This is a genomic window from Cupriavidus sp. SK-3 (genome assembly GCF_000611145.1).
Taxonomy (GTDB): Bacteria; Pseudomonadota; Gammaproteobacteria; order Burkholderiales; family Burkholderiaceae; genus Cupriavidus.
Genome location: NZ_JFJV02000081.1, coordinates 838 through 14,561, shown reverse-complemented (window position 1 = coordinate 14,561; position 13,724 = coordinate 838). Strand labels below are relative to the sequence as shown.

The following is a 13,724-nucleotide window of genomic DNA, read 5'->3' as shown; positions in this document are numbered from 1 at the left end:
GCATCGCTTGGGGGGCTCGCTTCGCATCGCTCTTTTTTCGATGGTTGGCTCACCTCTCCCGCTTTGCTTCTCACGCTGGCGCGCTTTCCATTTCGCGCAGCCTGAACCGCTGTATCTTGCCCGTGGCTGTCTTCGGCAGCGCGTCCATGAACTCGATGATGCGAGGATATTTGTATGGCGCCAGCCGTTCCTTGACGAAGGCTTTCAGCTCCGTCTCGCTCACCTGCGCGCCGGGTTTGAGCACCACGAAGGCCTTGGTCTTGGTGAGGCCCGCTTCGTCGGGGACGCCGATCACGGCGGCTTCGAGCACCGAGGGGTGCACCATCAGCGTGGCTTCCACTTCGAAGGGGGATACATAGATGCCGCTGACCTTGAGCATGTCGTCGCTGCGGCCGGCGTAGCTGTAGCTGCCGTCGGCGTTGCGTACGTATTTGTCGCCGCTCTTGGTCCAGCCGCCGCGGAAGGTTTCGCGCGATTTCTCGCGGTTGCCCCAGTACATCAGCGCCGCGCTCGGGCCCTGGATATAGAGGTCGCCGATGTCGCCGTCGGGCACCGGCCGGCCGTCTTCGTCGCGCAGTTCGACCACATAGCCGGGTACCGGCCAGCCGGTGGTGCCGTAGCGCACCTGTCCCGGACGGTTGGACAGGAAGATATGCAGCATTTCCGTCGAGCCGATGCCGTCGATGATCTCGCAGCCGAAGCGCGCGGTGAAACGCTCGCCGATGTCGGCCGGCAAGGCCTCGCCGGCGGACGAGCACAGGCGCAGCGAGACCTGTTCCCGCTGCGGCAGCCCGGGCGCGGCGAGCATGCCCGCGTAGCCGGTGGGCGCGCCGAAGAACACGGTCGGCTGGTTTTCCAGCCAGCGCTTGAAGGTGGCTTCCGGCGTCGGCCGCTCGGCCATCAGCACAACGGTAGCGCCCACGCTGAGCGGGAAGCTCAGGCCGTTGCCGAGCCCGTAGGCGAAGTAGAGCTTGGCCGCGGAGAAGCAGATATCGCTCTCGCACAACGAGAGGATGGGCTTCGCGTAAAGCTCGGTGGTCCAGTACGGATTGCCCTGGCTGTGCAGCACGCCTTTGGGACGCCCCGTGGAGCCCGACGAATAGAGCCAGAAGCCGGGATCGTCGGGGCCGGTACCAGCCGGTGCCGGTAGCGGCGCGTGGCTATCGATCAACGCATCGAGCGCGATCATGCCGTGCGCAAGCGGCCCGGCGGGCCGGGAGACGATCACGCGCCCGATCTCATGGCCGCCCTGGGCGATGGCCTCCTGCAGCACGGGCAGCAGCGCGCCCGAAACCAGCACCGCCTGCGCGCGGCTGTGCTGCAGCATATAGGCGTAGTCATCGGCGGTGAGCAGGGTGTTGACCGCCACCGGCACGATGCCCGCGTATATCGCGCCGAGGAAGCACACCGGCCAGTCGTTGCAATCGTGCATCAGCAACAGCACGCGCTCTTCGCGGTGGATGCCGCAAGCCTGCAGCGCGGCAGCGAGCCGGCGGATGCGGTCGGCCAGTTCGCCATAGCGCATGTGGCCATGGTCGTCGATATAGGCGACCTTGCCAGGCCGCTGCGCGTTGCACGCGATCAGGTGCTGGGCGAAGTTGAACGGCGTCCCGGGCGGCTGGACCTGTGGTTCGGCTGTCATGCGTGTCTCCCCGTATCGGTGGTGTATGGATTTCGCCGGCGGCGCGCGCCTACAGGCGTTCCAGCACGTGGGTGCCGGCCTGTATGGCGCTGCGCCGGTGATAGAAGTTCAGCGCGCGCAACCCGCCAAGTTCTTCGCCGCCGCCGGCGCGGCCGGGGCCGCCATGCAGCGACTGCGGCATGACGTTGCCGTGGCCGGTGTGCAACTGGGCCACCTCGGGGGAGATCACGTGGACGCGTCCGTGGCTGTCGGCAAGCTCGACGGCGACGGCGGCCAGCGCTGCGGGATCGCTGCCATACAGCGACGCCACCAGCGATCCCTGGCCCCGGCGCACCAGGGCCAGCGCATGGGCGCTGTCGCGGTAGGGCAGCAGCGTGGCCACGGGGCCAAACACCTCGGTGTCGTGGACGCGACCGGCGGCGTCCGCATCGCGCGCGCCCAGCAGCGTGGGGCCGATGCAGCAGGCCACGGCCGGGTCGGCATCGATCAGCGCGTGCGTGGCGCCGTCGTGCAGCACTTCGGTTTGCGCCTGCAGATAGCCGAGCCCTTCGCGCACGGACGCGAGTTGCGTCCGGCTGACCAGGGCGCCCATGCGCACCGACTCGTTGCGGGGATTCCCCACCGTGGTCTTGCGCAAGCGTGCCCCGATGGCTTCGGCGGCGGCGCCATACAAGGCCTCGGGCACGAAGATGCGGCGGATGGCCGTGCATTTCTGCCCGGACTTGACGGTCATTTCCCGCGCGGCTTCCTTGGCGAGCAGGTCCAGTGCCTCGCTGCCCGCGGCCTCGCCGGGCAGCAGCAGGGCAGAGTTGACGCTGTCGGCCTCGATATTGACGCGTACCGAGCGTTGCGTTACCGCGGCATGCGAGCGGATCAGCGCGGCAGTCTCGGCCGAGCCGGTGAAGGAGACAACATCGAACGGCTGCAACTGATCGAGCAGTCCGGCCGCGCTGCCGCAAACCACGGAGAGCGCGCCGGGCGGCAACACGCCCGCCTCGACCACATCCTTCACCATGCGCTGGGTCAGCCACGCGGTGGCCGTCGCCGGCTTCACGATCACGGGCACGCCCGACAGCAGCGCCGGCGCGGCCTTCTCCCACAAGCCCCAGCCCGGGAAATTGAAGGCATTGATGAAGAGCGCCACGCCGCGCGTGGGTGCCAGCACATGTTGCGACTGGAAGAGCGGATCCTTGCCGAGGCGCGCGGTGTCGCCGTCGATCAGGTAGCGCCGGTCGCCCAGCGACTCGCCGAGCTTCGCATAGGTGCCGAGGGTAAAGATGCCGCCATCGATATCCACCGCGGAATCGTTGTGCACGGTGCCGCTGTTGGCGGTGGCGATGTCGTAATACGCATCGCGGTTGGCTTGCAGGACCTTCTGCGCGGCGGCCAGCATGGCGGCGCGTTCGCGATAGGTCATGGCGCGCAATGCCGGGCCGCCTTGCTCCCGCGCGAAGGCAAAGCCCGCCGCGAGGTCGAGCCCGGTGGCGTCGACACGCACCAGTGCATCGCCGAGCACGGGGTCGGACAGCGTCGCACCGTTGCCGGAGCCGGCCTGCCAGCGGCCGCCGAGATAGTTGGAAAGCAATTCGGTCATGAAGCGGTTCTCAGCGGGTGAAGTCGATGCGGCCTTCGGGCAGCAGGTAAAGGACGAGCGCGCGCCCACGGGTGACGGTGGGCCGGTGCGCGCTGCCCGGCGGGCAGACCAGCCAGCCGGCCGGGCGGCCGTCGAACTCGGCGCCGGCATCGACCGGCACGATCAGGTCGATCTCGCCATTGGGATGGGTGTGATGCGGGCCGGCGATGTCCTGCATATCGACCACGTCGACCGAAAAGCCATGCAGGTCGGCGGCCGGCTTGAAGATGCGGCCATAGCGGATGCCGCCGCCCTCGCGATCGCATAGCCAGCCCTCGGCCACGCCGGTCTCGCAGGCGTTCTTCAGTGCGCTATAGGTAGGGCTGCCGACGCCGTGCTCGGCATTGAGCCAGGCATCCAGGGAGGCATCGAGAGAGCGGCCGGCAATGCAGGCCGTGAGCCGCGCGATCTGCTCGCGGAATTCGGTGGGGGACATGAAAGACGCTCCGTTAGACTTAGCCGGGTTGCATACCCGCGTTTCATGCATTATTGTGCATGAATGAAACATAGAGCCGTCACCAAACCATGTCAAGCACTATATTGCATGAAGCCGGGTTAACGCGGGATGCACGCGATGCCAAAGACGACAGGGATGCCGATGCCGCGCACGGCAACGGCGCCGGCGCCGAAGCCGGCTCCCATGAGAAAAATGCCTTTCTCGTCTCACTGGGCGAGCGCGTGCGCGAGCTGCGCGCGCGCCGGGGTTTGACGCGCAAGGCCACGGCGCTGGCGGCCGGCGTCTCGGAGCGGCATCTCGCCAACCTGGAGTACGGCAGCGGCAATGCATCCATCCTGGTACTGCTGCAGATCGCCTCGGCGCTGCATTGCTCGCTGGCGGAGTTGCTGGGCGACGTGTCGACCTCTTCGCCCGAATGGCTGCTGATCAGGGAGCTACTCGAACACCGGGACGAAGGCACGCTGCGGCGCGTGCGCATCGCCGTGGGCGAGATGCTGGGCACCGGCGGCGGCAATGCCGCGCGCAGCCCGCGCGTGGCGCTGATCGGGCTGCGCGGCGCCGGCAAATCCACGCTTGGCGGCATGCTGGCCGAGGATCTTGGCTTCCCCTTTGTCGAGCTGAGCCGCGAGATAGAGAAGTTTGCCGGCTGCAGCATCTCGGAAATCCAGGGGCTCTATGGCATGAACGCCTACCGCCGCTACGAGCGGCGCGCCCTGGAGGAGGCCATCCAGATCTATCCGGAGGCCGTGATCGCCACGCCGGGCGGGCTGGTGTCGGACCCGGCGACCTTCAACCTGCTGCTGGCCCACTGCACCACGGTGTGGTTGCAGGCCAGCCCGGAAGATCACATGAACCGCGTGCGCGCCCAGGGGGACTTCCGCCCGATGGCGGCCAGCAAGGAGGCGATGGAAGACCTGCGCCACATCCTGGCTGGCCGTGCGGCCTTCTATTCCAAGGCGGATTTCACGGTCGACACCAGCGCGGAACCGCTCGAATCCACCTTCCTCGCGCTCCGGGAGCGTGTGCGTTACGCCTTGCAACTGCCCCTCTGAGCATCTCCTCTGAAAGATGCACAATATTGCTTGACTGAATTTCAGTGCATGAACTATAGTTCTTTCACTGAATCACGACCCATGCACTATTGTGCTTCATCGCTGAGGAGACACTCATGACTACCGCCCCCCGCGTCGACTACCAGACCGACCCGTCCCAATACAAGCACCTGAAGCTGACGTTCGACGGTCCCGTTGCGACGCTGGCGGTGGACATCGATGAGAACGCCGGCCTGCGCCCCGGCTACAAGCTCAAGCTCAACAGCTACGACCTCGGCGTCGACATCGAACTGAACGATGCGGTCAACCGCATCCGCTTCGAGCATCCCGAGGTACGTACCGTGGTGCTCACCAGCGGCAAGGACAAGGTGTTCTGCTCCGGCGCCAATATCTTCATGCTGGGCGTCAGCAGCCACGCCTGGAAGGTGAACTTCTGCAAGTTCACCAACGAAACGCGCAACGGGCTGGAGGATTCGTCGAAGCACAGCGGCCTGAAGTTCCTCGCCGCGGTCAACGGCGCCTGCGCGGGCGGCGGCTATGAACTGGCGCTGGCCTGCGACGAGATCATCCTGGTCGATGACCGTTCCTCCGCCGTGAGCCTGCCCGAAGTGCCGCTGCTGGGCGTGCTGCCCGGCACCGGCGGCCTGACGCGTGTGACCGACAAGCGCCACGTGCGCCACGACCTCGCCGATATCTTCTGCACCACCACCGAAGGCGTGCGCGGTCAGCGCGCCAAGGACTGGCGCCTGGTGGACGACATCGCCAAGCCCGCCGCATTCGCGCAGAAAGTGCAGGAACGCGCGCTGGCCCTCGCCGCGCAGAGCGACCGTCCGGCCGGTGCGCGCGGCGTGGCGCTGACGCCGGTTGCGCGCACGCTGGAAGACGATGCCCTGCGCTACACGCACGTCACCGTGGAGATCGACCGCGCCGGACGCAAGGCCACCTTCACCGTCAAGGCGCCGTCGGGCCCGCAACCGCAAAGCGTCAGCGCCATCGCCGAAGCCGGCGCCGCCTGGTATCCGCTGCAACTGGCGCGCGAACTGGAAGACGCCATCCTGTCGATGCGTACCAACGAGCTCGACATCGGCACCTGGCTGATCAAGACCGAAGGCGATGCCGCCAACGTCCTGGCCATGGACGCCACGCTGCTTGCCAACAAGGATCACTGGCTGGTGCGCGAAACCATCGGCCTGCTGCGCCGTACCCTCTCGCGGCTGGATGTGTCGTCGCGCAGCCTGTTCGCGCTGATCGAGCCGGGCTCCTGCTTTGCCGGCACCTTCCTCGAACTGGCGCTGGCCTGCGACCGCAGCTACCACCTGGCGCTGCCGGACGACGAAGCGCGCGCCCCGAAGATCACCGTGGCCGAGACCAATTTCGGCTTGTACCCGATGGTGACCGGCCAGAGCCGCCTGGGCCGCCGCTTCTACGACGAACAACCGGCGCTGGATGCGGTGCGCGCCAGGGCCGGCCAGCCGCTCGACGCCGACGCTGCGTTCGCGGTCGGCCTCGTCACCGCCAACCCGGACGATATCGACTGGACCGACGAAGTGCGCATTGCGCTGGAAGAGCGCGCGTCCATGTCCCCCGATGCGCTCACCGGGATGGAAGCCAACCTGCGCTTCAACGGCCAGGAGAACATGTTCACCCGCATCTTCGGGCGGCTTACCGCCTGGCAGAACTGGATCTTCCAGCGTCCCAACGCCGTCGGCGAGAAGGGCGCGCTCAAGGTCTACGGCAAGGGCGACAAGGCCGCGTTCGACTGGAATCGCGTCTGACGTTGTTCTTTAGTTAAAGCATCGTCGTGCGGCGCATGTCCGGGTGGGGCGCCGCACCTGAAATCGAACACGCTCCACCACATGCACAGCCAGCTTCGGAGACCATGATGTCCAGCATCAACTACAGCGACAAGATCCCCAACAACGTCAACCTCAGCGAAGACCGCACGCTGCAGCGCGCGCTCGAGCAATGGCAGCCCAACTACCTGAGCTGGTGGAACGACATGGGGCCGGATGGCTCGCAGAACTTCGACATCTACCTGCGCACCGCCATCAGCGTCGATCCGCAGGGCTGGGCGCACTTTGGCCATGTGAAGATGCCGGACTATCGCTGGGGCATTTTCCTGAACCCGGCCGAAGCCGACCGCAAGATCCATTTCGGCGACCACAAGGGCGAAGATGCCTGGCAGGACGTGCCTGGCGAATACCGCGCCAACCTGCGCCGCATCATCGTGACCCAGGGCGACACCGAACCCGCGTCGGTGGAGCAGCAGCGCCACCTCGGCCTGACCGCGCCGAGCATGTACGACCTGCGCAACCTGTTCCAGGTCAACGTGGAGGAAGGCCGCCACCTGTGGGCGATGGTCTACCTGCTGCACAAATACTTCGGCCGCGACGGCCGCGAAGAGGGCGAAGCGCTGCTGGAGCGCCGCAGCGGCCAGCAGGACAACCCGCGCATCCTGCAGGCGTTCAATGAAGAGACCCCGGACTGGCTGTCGTTCTTCATGTTCACCTACTTCACCGACCGCGACGGCAAGTTCCAGTTGTGCGCGCTGGCCGAAAGCTCTTTCGATCCGCTCGCCCGCACCACCAAGTTCATGCTGACCGAGGAAGCGCATCACATGTTCGTCGGCGAGAGCGGCATCTCGCGCGTGATCCAGCGCACTTGCCAGGTGATGAACGAACTGAAGACCGACGATCCCGCCAGGCTGCGCGCCGCCGGGGTGATCGACCTGCCCACCGTCCAGCGCTACCTGAACTTCCACTACAGCGTGACCATCGACCTGTTCGGCGCGGATGAGTCGAGCAACGCCGCCACTTTCTACAGCACCGGCCTCAAGGGCCGCTACGAGGAAGGCAAGCGCACCGACGATCACGTGCTCAAGGGCCAGACCTACAAGGTCCTGCAGGCGGCGGGCGGCCAGCTTGTCGAGAAGGAAGTGCCGATGCTCAACGCGCTCAACGAGGTATTGCGCGACGACTACATCAAGGATAGCGTTGCCGGTGTGGAGCGCTGGAACCGGGTCATCGACAAGGCCGGCATCCCGTTCCGCCTGAAGGTGCCGCACAAGGCCTTCCACCGCAATATCGGCGCGCTTTCCGGCGTGAAGATCGCGCCGGAAGGCCGGGTGATCTCGGACGCCGAATGGAAGGCGAACGTTGACCAGTGGCTGCCGAGCGAGACCGACCGCGCCTTCGTGGCCAGCCTGATGGGCCGCGTGGTCGAGCCGGGCAAGTTCGCCGGCTGGATCGCGCCGCCGGTGATGGGCATCAACCGCCAGCCGGTGGATTTCGAGTACGTGCGCTTCAACTGAGCCACACAAGAGACAAGAGACAAGAGACAAGAGACGAGAGAAAAGAGACAAGGGCGGGGTACTGCTGCTGCTGCTGCTGCTGGACCCCACGCCCGAAGGCCCCGGCCACAGGGGCCGCTTCACCCCCGGAGATTGCCATGGACATGTCCGACATCCAGGTCATCAGGCAGCACCTGATCGACCCCGAGATCTGCATTCGCTGCAATACCTGCGAGGCTACCTGCCCGGTCTCGGCCATCACCCACGATTCCCGCAACTACGTGGTAGATGCCGACAAGTGCAACTCCTGCATGGCCTGCATCTCGCCGTGCCCGACCGGTTCGATCGACAACTGGCGCACCATGCCGCGCGTCAAGGCGTACAGCATCACGGAGCAACTTGGCTGGGAGACGCTGCCTGACGAGATGTCAGCCGAGCAACTGGCTGCCGAGGGCGTGGCGGCGGACGCCGAGCCGGTCCTTGAATCCGCGGCGGTGACGCTGCCCGCCGCCGTCACCGGCGACGACGTATTCAACAGCGCGCAGTATGGCGCTACCGTGCCGCCGTGGTCGGCCGCGCACGCCTATACCAATCTCTACGGCGCCAAGGCCGCGTCCCGCTCGATCACCGCTACCGTCACCGGCAATGCACGCGTGACCGAGGTCGGCCGCGAGTACGATACGCATCACATCGTGCTGGACTTCGGCACCTCGCCTTTCCCGGTGCTGGAAGGCCAGTCGATCGGCATCGTGCCGCCTGGTGTGGATGCCAGCGGCCGGCCGCACCATGCGCGGCAGTATTCGCTCGCCAGTCCGCGCAATGGCGAGCGGCCGGGATATAACAATATCTCGCTGACCATCAAGCGGGTGCTGGAGGACCACCAGGGCAATCCGGTGCGCGGGGTGGCGTCAAACTATATGTGCGATCTGAAGGTGGGGGACAAGGTGGAGGTGATCGGGCCGTTTGGCGCGAGCTTCCTGATGCCGAATCATCCGCGCTCGAATATCGTGATGATTTGCACGGGCACCGGCAGCGCGCCCATGCGGGCCATGACCGAATGGCGCAGGCGGCTGCGCAAGTCCGGGAAGTTCGAGGGGGGCAAGCTGATGCTGTTCTTCGGCGCGCGCACGCAGGAGGAGCTGCCGTACTTCGGACCGCTGCAGAACCTGCCCAAGGACTTCATCGACACCAGCTTCGCCTTCTCGCGCACGCCGGGTCAACCCAAGCGCTATGTGCAGGACGTGATGCGCGAACGCGCCGCCGACCTGGGGCCCTTGCTTGCCGATCCGAACACCTGTTTCTATGTCTGCGGGTTGAAGAGCATGGAGGAGGGGGTGGTGTTGGCGTTGAAGGATGTGGCGGAAGAGGCGGGGCTATCGTGGGACACCGTAGGCGCCGCATTGAAGAAGGACGGCCGGTTGCATCTGGAGACGTATTGACTATTTGAGGGGGGCGCTCGCCGGGAACGACCCCTTCCTCAAAACCCGTAGCCGAGCGACGCAATCACGCGGTTCTCCTGATGCGAACTGGCCCGCGGCTCAGACGGCCTGGCGCTTGCGCCAGGCTTCGTACAGGTCCTCGCCTTCATCGCGAACGGGGATGCACTCCAGCTTCATTTCCCGCTCCGCCACCGGCTTTGCCAGTTCAATGTAGCCGCGCTCGGCCGACAGGTCGTACGGCGCGCCGGCTTCATTGGAGTAGGCGTAGTAGACCTTGCCGACGCCCGCCAGGTACATCGCGGTCAGGCACATCGGGCAGGGATAGCCGCTGGCGTACACCGTGCAGCCGGTCAGATCCGGCTTGCCCAGCGCGGCGCCGGCCGCGCGTACGGCCTGCATCTCGGCGTGGGCGGTCGGGTCGCAGGTGGCATCCACTTCGTTGACCGCCTTTGCAATGACCTCGCCGTTCCTGACCACCACCGCGCCGAAGGGCCAGGTGTTGCGCTCCCGGACATTGCCCATGGCCAGGCGGATCGATTCGATGAGGTGTTGTTCTGCTTGTGTCATGCGTGGACTCCGGGGAAAGATTTCAGGTTGTTTCAACTGCCGCGGTAGGTGGAAAAGCACCACGGCGAGCACAGCAGCGGCACGTGGTAGTGCTGCTTGGGGTCGGCGACCGAGAACCGCACCGGGATCACGTCGGCAAAGGCGCTGGCTGTCTTGAAATGCGCGCCGACCTGGAAGCGCAGCTCAAACTCGCCGGCACGCGCCTGCGGCGGCGGCAGCATGGGCGCGTCCGTGCGCCCGTCGGCGTTGCTGCGCGTGCTGTTGAGCAGCGTGGGCGGCGATGTGCCCAGGTCGAAGAGGTCAATCTGCATGCCCGCGATGGGCCGGCCGCTGCCGAGATCGAGTACGTGTGTGCTGATGCCTGCCATCTGCTTGCTCCGTAGTTGAGAGAGTCAGTGAGAGTCAGTGAGAGTGTTCGTACCGTTGTCTTCAGCTGCCGCGGTAGTAGGTATAGCTCCACGGCCCGAACTGCACCGGCAGGTGGATGCGCTCGCGCGTATCCGCGACCTGGAAGCGGATCGGTACCTTGGACAGGAAACCTGGCCGCGGCAGCTTCGCCTGGCGCATTGCAAAGTAGTCGTCCACGTGCAGCAGGAGTTCGTAGCTGCCGGTGCGGTAGCTGTCGTCGATCAGCAGGGGCTCGTCCGCGCGGCCGTTTGCGTTGATCGTCAGCGAACGCAGCAGCGTGGGCTTGCCGTCCTTCAGCACGGAGAAGTCCACGCGCAAGCCGGTGGCGGGCGCGCCATGGTAAGTGTCGAGCGTATGGATGGTCAGCCGCGGGCTCACGCCATGCAGCACGATCGGGCCTACGTCCTGCGCCGGGGCCGGCGTGCCCGCGGGCGCCTGCGGCGTTGCCGCCAGGCCGCTTGCAGCCAGCAGCATGCCGCTGCCGAACAAGGCGCTGCCGATGGCGAACTGCCTGCGGGGCTGATCGACGTGTTCGGCAAGCGCGTTGGAATCGATGCGATGGTCTTTCATCTCAGGCCTCCTGGGTCTTTCTGGATTTCATGGTGTGTACGGTGGCTGCGATCCCGATGAGCACAAGGATGGCTGCCAGCAGTTCGATGGCGGCCACCAGGTAAAGCCCCGGTGCAATGCGTCCCGTGGCGTTCTTCACCAGGCCCATCAGGTAGGGCGCGCCGAAGCCCGCGAGATTGGACACCGAGTTGATCAGCGCCACGCCCACCGCCGCCGCACCGCCGGCCAGGAAGCGGTTGGGCAGTTGCCAGAACACGGGGATGGCGCTCATGGTCCCGGCCAGCGCGACGGTCATGGCCAGCAGCGCAAAGACCGGCGAAAGGCTGCCAATGTCCATCAACAGCGCCAGCGTGCCCATGGCCAGGGCGCCGCAGATGGCGGGTGCGCTGAAGTGCCACCGCACCTCCTTCCTGCGGTCCGAATGCGCGCCGTTGGCGATCATGCCAACGGCGCCGCACAGGTAGGCCAGCGCGGCAATCCAGCCGATGGCGACCGGTGTCGTAAAGCCCACGTCCTTGATGATGGTGGGAATCCAGAACGTCAGGGTCGAGTTCGCGCACAGCAGGCAGAAGAAGATGGCGATCAGCAGCCAGACCTTGGGATTGCGGAACAGCGTGCGCCAGTCGGTGCCGCGCTCGCCCAGCGCCAGGTTGTCGCGCTCCAGCCCTTCGCGGATCACGCGCTTTTCTTCCGTGTTGAGCCAGCGAGCCTGCTCCGGCCTGTCAGTCATGTAGAAAAAGGCCACCACGCCGGCCAGCACCGAGGGAATGCCTTCGAGCACGAACAGCCATTGCCATCCATGCATGCCGTTGACCCCGGCCATCGACGTCATGATCCAGCCCGCGATCGGGCCGCCCAGCACGCCGGCGATCGCCGATGCCGACATGAAGGTGCCGAATGCCCGCGCGCGGCGCTCACTCGGATACCAGTAAGTGAGATAGAGGATCACGCCCGGATAGAAGCCTGCCTCGAAGGCGCCGAGCAGGAAGCGCAGCACATAGAACTGCGTGGGCGTGGTGACCAGCGACTGCAGCATGCAGATCACGCCCCAGCCGATGGTGATGCGCATCACGGTCTTCTTCGCGCCGATCTTTTGCAGCAGCATGTTCGACGGCACTTCGAACAGGAAGTAGCCCAGGAAGAAAATCCCCGCGCCCAACCCGTAGACCGCCTCGCTGAAGCGCAGGGCATCCAGCATCTGCAGCTTGGCGAAGCCGATGTTGACGCGATCGAGCCAGGCGAGAATCCACAGTACGCCGAGAAACGGCAGCAGCCGCCATGAAACCTTGCGATAGACGCTGTCCTCCGTGCCGGCCGCGCTGGCGGTGTAAAGAGGGGCGATCTGCTCTGTTGCAGACATGGTGTCTCCTTGGTTGAGTCCCGTACATGCGGGCTGCATTTGCTTTGAGGCAGAGTACATGAGCGCGCCGCGCAAAGTTAACCGGGGGCCTGCTATAGAGCGCATATCAGAGTTGATATCCGTGGCGGACCGGTGTCGCACCCGTGTCGGTAACCGGGGCGTATGAGACGCCTGAGGCGCAGGCAAGTGTCCGGGTTCGACCGAATCGCGCCTGGCGGCGCATCGATGGTAGAAGGAGGGAGCGGCGAAGCGCGCCGCGCCAGCCCGGTTTTGTCGGCGGACAATCGTGTGCAGCGCCAGTTGTCGGGCGATCCGGGCCGCCGGGCATGTCCCGAACAAGGAGTGTTGGAGTGATCCGAGCAGACGACCCGTTCGACACCTATCTGCTGCGTGTGCTATGCACGCTGATCGCGGAACAAAGCGTATCGCGCACGGCGATCCGCCTCAACCAGTCCCAGCCCGCCATCAGCGCGGCGCTCAAACGGCTGCGCGAAATCTTCGGCGACCCGCTGCTGAACCGCGAAAAGAACGTGATGGTGCCGACTGAGCGCGCGGTGCAACTGGCCCGCAGCGCCCAGGCCGCGCTGGTCGCGCTGGACAAGTTGCTGGTCGACGAGGAAGCCTTCGATCCCGCCACCACGGAACAGAGCTTCACGGTGGCGATGCCGGACTACCTGGCTCCGACCTTCTTCGCGCACGTGGTGAAGGCGTTCAGGGCATCGGCGCCGCGGGCCAGGCTGGTGACGCAGGCGCTCGGGCCGCAATATGATTATGAGCAGGCCCTGGCGGAAGGCACCGTGGATATCGTGATCGGCAACTGGCCCAGTCCGCCCGAACACCTGCATCTGTCGGTGCTGCTCGAAGACGAAGTCGTCTGCGTGCTCGCCGACGACAATCCGCTGGCGAAAGCGGGCAAGATGACGGCCGAAGCCTATCTGCAGGCGCCGCACATCGTGCCGATGCCGTATTCGCGCGGCCAGCGCGGCGTGGTGGAGACCGGCCTGGGCACGCTGCGGCTGCACCGCGACCGCAAGGTCAGTTGCCCGTATTTCAGCCTGGCGCCCAACCTGATCCCGGGCACGGACCTGATCCTGACCACCGCGCGGCATTTCGCCAACTACTACGCGGCGAGCCTGCCGCTCGCCATCGTCGGCTCCCCGATCTCGTTCCCGTTCATGCGGTTCTACCAGTTGTGGCACCCGTCGCGCCATCGCTCGGCCTCGCACGTGTGGCTGCGTGGCTTGCTGACCGATGCCTCCGAGGAACTCCGGCGCCTGCGCGACATGCCCAGGCAAGCCTAGCGCCCC

The 13,724-nt window shown here is 65.9% G+C and carries 12 protein-coding genes; 5 read left to right on the top strand and 7 right to left on the bottom strand.

What is annotated here, in order from left to right; genetic code table 11:
* Positions 1 to 70 precede the first annotated feature (70 nt).
* From CF70_RS08755 to CF70_RS08745, 3 genes are read right to left on the bottom strand one after another with little or no spacing between them, the layout of a single operon-like run.
* Positions 71 to 1,642, bottom strand: coding sequence for a benzoate-CoA ligase family protein (locus CF70_RS08755; RefSeq protein WP_035863128.1), 1,572 nt, complete (start codon positions 1,640 to 1,642; stop codon positions 71 to 73).
* Positions 1,643 to 1,691: 49 nt separating this feature from the next.
* Positions 1,692 to 3,236: a 3,4-dehydroadipyl-CoA semialdehyde dehydrogenase gene (locus tag CF70_RS08750; RefSeq protein ID WP_035863127.1), complete on the bottom strand. Its 1,545-nt coding sequence runs from the start codon at positions 3,234 to 3,236 to the stop codon at positions 1,692 to 1,694.
* A gap of 10 nt (positions 3,237 to 3,246) precedes the next feature.
* A complete protein-coding gene (locus CF70_RS08745; protein ID WP_035863122.1) occupies positions 3,247 to 3,711 on the bottom strand; it encodes a DUF4863 family protein in 465 nt (154 codons plus the stop codon).
* A gap of 89 nt (positions 3,712 to 3,800) precedes the next feature.
* Here CF70_RS08745 and CF70_RS08740 point away from each other — a divergent pair, with 89 nt between their 5' ends.
* From CF70_RS08740 to boxA, 4 genes are all read left to right on the top strand, one after another.
* A complete protein-coding gene (locus CF70_RS08740; RefSeq protein ID WP_035863121.1) occupies positions 3,801 to 4,784 on the top strand; it encodes a helix-turn-helix transcriptional regulator in 984 nt (327 codons plus the stop codon).
* A gap of 116 nt (positions 4,785 to 4,900) precedes the next feature.
* Complete coding sequence (boxC, locus tag CF70_RS08735) at positions 4,901 to 6,559, top strand: 2,3-epoxybenzoyl-CoA dihydrolase (protein WP_035863120.1); 1,659 nt, start codon at positions 4,901 to 4,903, stop codon at positions 6,557 to 6,559.
* A 107-nt stretch (positions 6,560 to 6,666) separates the two neighbouring features.
* Positions 6,667 to 8,094: a benzoyl-CoA 2,3-epoxidase subunit BoxB gene (gene boxB / locus CF70_RS08730; protein WP_035863118.1), complete on the top strand. Its 1,428-nt coding sequence runs from the start codon at positions 6,667 to 6,669 to the stop codon at positions 8,092 to 8,094.
* Positions 8,095 to 8,231: 137 nt separating this feature from the next.
* Positions 8,232 to 9,512 carry a benzoyl-CoA 2,3-epoxidase subunit BoxA gene (gene boxA, locus CF70_RS08725; protein WP_035863116.1) on the top strand — a complete coding sequence of 427 codons (1,281 nt, stop codon included), beginning with the start codon at positions 8,232 to 8,234 and terminating at the stop codon, positions 9,510 to 9,512.
* A 99-nt stretch (positions 9,513 to 9,611) separates the two neighbouring features.
* Here boxA and CF70_RS08720 read toward each other — a convergent pair whose 3' ends face one another.
* From CF70_RS08720 to CF70_RS08705, 4 genes are all read right to left on the bottom strand, one after another.
* Positions 9,612 to 10,079, bottom strand: coding sequence for a nucleoside deaminase (locus tag CF70_RS08720; RefSeq protein ID WP_035863115.1), 468 nt, complete (start codon positions 10,077 to 10,079; stop codon positions 9,612 to 9,614).
* A 32-nt stretch (positions 10,080 to 10,111) separates the two neighbouring features.
* Positions 10,112 to 10,447, bottom strand: a complete 336-nt coding sequence (uraH, locus tag CF70_RS08715; RefSeq protein WP_035863113.1) for a hydroxyisourate hydrolase — start codon at positions 10,445 to 10,447, stop codon at positions 10,112 to 10,114.
* 61 nt (positions 10,448 to 10,508) lie between these two features.
* A complete protein-coding gene (locus CF70_RS08710) occupies positions 10,509 to 11,057 on the bottom strand; it encodes a hydroxyisourate hydrolase (protein ID WP_035863112.1) in 549 nt (182 codons plus the stop codon).
* Between the two features lies 1 nt (position 11,058).
* Positions 11,059 to 12,417: an MFS transporter gene (locus tag CF70_RS08705; protein WP_051648166.1), complete on the bottom strand. Its 1,359-nt coding sequence runs from the start codon at positions 12,415 to 12,417 to the stop codon at positions 11,059 to 11,061.
* Between the two features lie 350 nt (positions 12,418 to 12,767).
* Between CF70_RS08705 and CF70_RS08700 the strand changes: the two genes are divergently transcribed.
* Positions 12,768 to 13,718: a LysR family transcriptional regulator gene (locus tag CF70_RS08700; RefSeq protein ID WP_035863110.1), complete on the top strand. Its 951-nt coding sequence runs from the start codon at positions 12,768 to 12,770 to the stop codon at positions 13,716 to 13,718.
* Positions 13,719 to 13,724 lie beyond the last annotated feature (6 nt).